The 4,216-nt window shown below is 70.3% G+C and carries 6 protein-coding genes and 1 pseudogene; 4 read left to right on the forward strand and 3 right to left on the reverse strand.

The features are described 5' to 3' along the window. Positions 1 to 164: 164 nt before the first annotated feature. Positions 165 to 326 (reverse strand): hypothetical protein, encoded by a 162-nt coding sequence (locus RIM90_RS30765; protein ID WP_309064028.1) that lies wholly within the window; start codon positions 324 to 326, stop codon positions 165 to 167. Between the two features lie 106 nt (positions 327 to 432). Here RIM90_RS30765 and RIM90_RS30770 point away from each other — a divergent pair, with 106 nt between their 5' ends. Then, a complete protein-coding gene (locus RIM90_RS30770) occupies positions 433 to 1,290 on the forward strand; it encodes a hypothetical protein (protein WP_309064024.1) in 858 nt (285 codons plus the stop codon). Positions 1,291 to 1,416: 126 nt separating this feature from the next. Continuing rightward, the gene (locus RIM90_RS30775; protein WP_375165620.1) at positions 1,417 to 1,590 is read left to right on the forward strand and encodes a hypothetical protein; all 174 of its coding nucleotides are present in this window, start codon (positions 1,417 to 1,419) and stop codon (positions 1,588 to 1,590) included. Positions 1,591 to 1,622: 32 nt separating this feature from the next. On the opposite strand, the gene RIM90_RS30780 is transcribed toward RIM90_RS30775, so the two are convergent. Next, positions 1,623 to 2,054 (reverse strand): metal-sensitive transcriptional regulator, encoded by a 432-nt coding sequence (locus tag RIM90_RS30780; RefSeq protein WP_309064026.1) that lies wholly within the window; start codon positions 2,052 to 2,054, stop codon positions 1,623 to 1,625. 239 nt (positions 2,055 to 2,293) lie between these two features. Between RIM90_RS30780 and RIM90_RS30785 the strand changes: the two genes are divergently transcribed. Both RIM90_RS30785 and RIM90_RS30790 read left to right on the forward strand, forming a co-directional pair. Next, positions 2,294 to 2,914, forward strand: coding sequence for a DUF47 domain-containing protein (locus tag RIM90_RS30785; RefSeq protein ID WP_184824033.1), 621 nt, complete (start codon positions 2,294 to 2,296; stop codon positions 2,912 to 2,914). A 9-nt stretch (positions 2,915 to 2,923) separates the two neighbouring features. Next, the gene (locus RIM90_RS30790; RefSeq protein ID WP_309064027.1) at positions 2,924 to 3,922 is read left to right on the forward strand and encodes an anion permease; all 999 of its coding nucleotides are present in this window, start codon (positions 2,924 to 2,926) and stop codon (positions 3,920 to 3,922) included. Between the two features lie 168 nt (positions 3,923 to 4,090). Here RIM90_RS30790 and pstB read toward each other — a convergent pair. Further along, a pseudogene (gene pstB / locus RIM90_RS30795) lies at positions 4,091 to 4,216 on the reverse strand (phosphate ABC transporter ATP-binding protein); the annotation flags it as partial.

Here is a 4,216-nt window from a genome sequence, read left to right on the forward strand (position 1 = left end):
CGGTGCGGGGCGGGGTGTGCGGCCCGGCGCTTACGGGGTGCCGCCGCGCCCACCCGTGCCGCCCGGGGGTACCCCCTGCTCGGAGAGCTCGGGGGAGGCACGACTGCCCGCGCGGGAGGGCGGAGGTGCGGCACGGCTGCCCGCGGTCGCGTGGGAGGGCGTGGTCACTCGCCCGTGTGGTTCTCGGCGTCTGTGCGGGCCTGGCTTCTGGCCCTTCTGGCCGGGCCGCGCCAGCCGCAGGTGCAGCGGGCCACGCAGAAGGGGCCCTGTTCGGTGGTGGTCGTGCTGTGCCGGCCGGGGTCTGCCTCGTCGTCCTGGTGCGCCACGACGACCACCGTAGCGCTCCGGCGTGTCGGCGTGACGGGGTCTCCTACCGGTCGTTAACCGGAACGACGAACGGCCCGTGTCGGACGGAGCGGGGGTAGGCGGACGATGGCTCGACGACAGCAGCGGTACCGGCGGACGGTCGGCGTGGTGGTCGCGGCCGGGGCCGTGGGCTGTTTCTGTCTGGGGTCCGCGGGCTGCACGCGGAGCGACGCCGTGGCCGGGGGCGCTCCGGCCGGTGATCCCGTCCGGGTGCTGCACGGGGCCGCCGACGCGCTGGTGGACGCCGGGAGTTCCAAGGCGCGCACCTCCCTGGAGATGGTCACCGGAGGGACCCGGGTGACCATCCGGGGCGAGGGCGTGTACGACTACCGCAAACGGCTGGGGCGGTTGAGGGTGCTGCTGCCGCAGGAGCCGGCGGGGGAGTCGGTACGGCGGCGGACCCTCGTCGAACTGCTCGCTCCCGGGGCGCTGTTCATGAAGAACCGGGGGGCCGGTGTGCCCGCCGACAAGTGGGTGCGCGTGGACACCGGGACGCTGTCCGACGGGAATCTCGTCACCGGCGGGGCCACCGATCCGTTCGCCGCCGCCGAGGTGCTGCGCGGGACGCGCGAGGCGACGTTCGTGGGGCGGACCGAGGTCGCGGGGACACGGGTGCGGCACTACCGGGGGACGGCGGACCTGGCGGCGGCCGCGCAGGACGCCTCGGACGCGAACCGCGGTCCGCTGGCCGCGGCGGCGGAAGGATTCGCCACGGCCGAGGTGCCGTTCGACGCCTACCTCGACGACCAGGGGCGGATCCGCAAGGTCCGGCACCGGTTCAGTTTCGTCAACGGGGAGAACGGGGGAGGGGACAAGCCCGTCGCGGTCGCCTCGACCACGCTGCTGTACGACTTCGGGGCGCCGGCCGACGTGCGGCTTCCCGAGGGGGAGGACATCTACGCGGGCCGGATCGCGGAGGAGTGAGCCGGGGCGGGACCGGAGAGCGGGCCGGGGAGTGACCGGCCTGAACTAGCCCTTCCGTGCCATGCGCGGTGCGTGGGCCGCTCCCTACTCTAGGAAGCCGGTGACGGCAGAGACGAGGTGAGGCGCGTGGCTCCGCTCAGGGGCGGGACGGTGCAGGACCACGTGGCGCTCGCCGAGATCGAGCTGTGCGGGGAGCTGATCATCGCCGCCTCCGCCGCCGAGGAACGGCTCAGCCTGGAGAGCATCGACGAGGTGCTGCGGGTGGCCGAGGCCCGGGCGGAGTCCTCTCCGGAGGAATAGGCCCGTCCGCCCGTGGGCGCCGGCCGCGCCGCTCAGGTCCGCATCATGCGGGCGATGGCCTGCGTCGCCTCCTTGACCTTCGCGTCGATCTCGTCGCCGCCCTTGACGGCCGCGTCCGCGACGCAGTGGCGCAGATGCTCCTCCAGCAGCTGCAGCGCGAAGGACTGCAGTGCCTTGGTGGAGGCGGACACCTGGGTGAGTATGTCGATGCAGTAGACGTCCTCGTCGACCATCCGCTGCAGGCCGCGGATCTGGCCCTCGATGCGGCGCAGGCGTTTGAGGTGGTCCTGCTTCTGGTGGTGGTAGCCGTGGATCCCGCGGTCGTGGTCGGTGACGACGTCCGTCCCGTCCGTCGCCTCGGACACGCCCGTCACATCCGTCACGTCCGGCACAGCGGTCACGTCCGTCATGTCCGTCACGTCCGGGGAGGAGGGCGCGTTCGCGCCGGTCTCGGTGGTCGTCATCGCGTCCTCCTGGTGTCCTGGTGGGCGTTATATACCCCTGGTGGGTATATGGTACCGAACTTTACCGGGTAGGGGATGGTTGGCCACTGCCGTGCGCTGCGGCCGGATACGGCCCGCGGACCGCCCCCGTACTCATCACTCTGCCTGATGGGCGACACTGGGGGACGGCCCGTTCGTCGTGGCCGGATGATGCGCCTAGCATCAGCCTGACCGAAACCGATGCATATCGAGGACCCCACGTGCGCTTTCGTCTGACCCCCAGGGAGACGAGCTTCTACGACATGTTCGCCGCGTCCGCGGACAACATCGTCACGGGCTCGAAACTCCTGATGGAACTGCTCGGGGCGGACACCTCCGCCCGGGCCGAGATCGCAGAGCGTATGCGGGCCGCGGAACACGCAGGTGACGATGCCACGCATGCGATCTTCCACCAGCTGAACTCCTCGTTCATCACGCCCTTCGACCGCGAGGACATCTACTCCCTCGCGTCGTCCCTCGACGACATCATGGACTTCATGGAGGAGGCCGTCGACCTGGTCGTCCTCTACAACATCGAGGAACTGCCCCGGGGCGTCGAGCAGCAGATCGAGGTGCTGGCGCGGGCCGCGGAGCTGACCGCGGAGGCCATGCCGCACCTGCGCACGATGGACAGCCTCACCGAATACTGGATCGAGGTCAACCGCCTGGAGAACCAGGCCGACCAGATCCACCGCAAGCTGCTGGCCCACCTCTTCAACGGCAAGTACGACGCGATCGAGGTGCTGAAGCTGAAGCAGATCGTGGACGTACTGGAGGAGGCGGCCGACGCCTTCGAGCACGTGGCGAACACGGTGGAGACCATCGCGGTCAAGGAGTCCTGAGGCCGGTCCATGGACACCTTCGCTCTGGTCGTGACCATCGGGGTCGCGCTCTTCTTCACGTACACCAACGGTTTCCACGACTCGGCGAACGCGATCGCCACCTCGGTGTCGACGCGGGCGCTCACCCCCCGGGTCGCGCTCGCGATGGCGGCCGTCATGAACCTCGCCGGCGCGTTCCTGGGGTCGGGGGTCGCCAAGACGGTCAGTGAAGGGCTGATCCAGACACCCGAGGGCTCGACGGGGATGGGGATCCTCTTCGCCGCGCTGGTCGGCGCGATCGTCTGGAACCTGGTCACCTGGTACTTCGGGCTGCCGTCCTCGTCCTCGCACGCCCTGTTCGGCGGCATGGTGGGCGCCGCGCTGGCCGGCGGTACGACCGTGTACTGGGACGGGGTGCTGGAGAAGATCGTCATCCCGATGTTCGTGTCGCCGGTGGTGGGTCTGCTCGCCGGTTACCTGGTGATGACGGCGATCATGTGGATCTTCCGGCGGGCCAATCCGCACAAGGCCAAGCGGGGCTTCCGCATCGCGCAGACGGTGTCGGCGGCGGGGATGGCGCTGGGGCACGGTCTGCAGGACGCGCAGAAGACGATGGGCATCGTGGTGATGGCGCTGGTCATCGCCGATGTCGAGGACTACGGCGATCCGATCCCGGTGTGGGTGAAGATCGCCTGTGCGGTGATGCTGTCGGCGGGCACGTACGCGGGTGGCTGGCGCATCATGCGGACGCTGGGACGGAAGATCATCGAGCTCGATCCGCCGCAGGGGTTCGCGGCGGAGACGACCGGCGCGACGATCATGTTCGGGTCGGCGTTCCTGTTCCACGCGCCGATCTCGACGACGCACGTGATCACGTCCGCGATCATGGGCGTGGGGGCGACGAAGCGGGTCAACGCGGTGCGGTGGGGGGTGGCCAAGAACATCGTCCTCGGGTGGTTCATCACCATGCCGGCGGCGGCGTTGGTGGCCGCGGCGTCGTTCGGGCTGGTGAAGCTGGCGTTCCTGTAACGCCCTGCCAGGGGGCTCCGGCCCCCGGCCCGCGCCCGTCCACCACCCGGCTCGGCCGGACGGGAAGCGCGCGCAAGCGGTACGACGACGGGCCCGCCCCCGGGAGCCAGGGGCGGGCCCTTTCGGCCTCGCGGTGGCACCGCCATGCAGCACCGCGAGGGGTTCGGATCAGCCGAAGCGGCCGGAGATGTAGTCCTCCGTGGCCTGGACCGACGGGTTGGAGAAGATCCGCTCCGTGTCGTCGATCTCGATCAGCTTGCCGGGCTGGCCGACCGCCGCCAGGTTGAAGAACGC

It is taken from the genome of Streptomyces sp. (genome assembly GCF_031181555.1).
Taxonomy (GTDB): domain Bacteria; phylum Actinomycetota; class Actinomycetes; order Streptomycetales; family Streptomycetaceae; genus Streptomyces; species Streptomyces fimbriatus.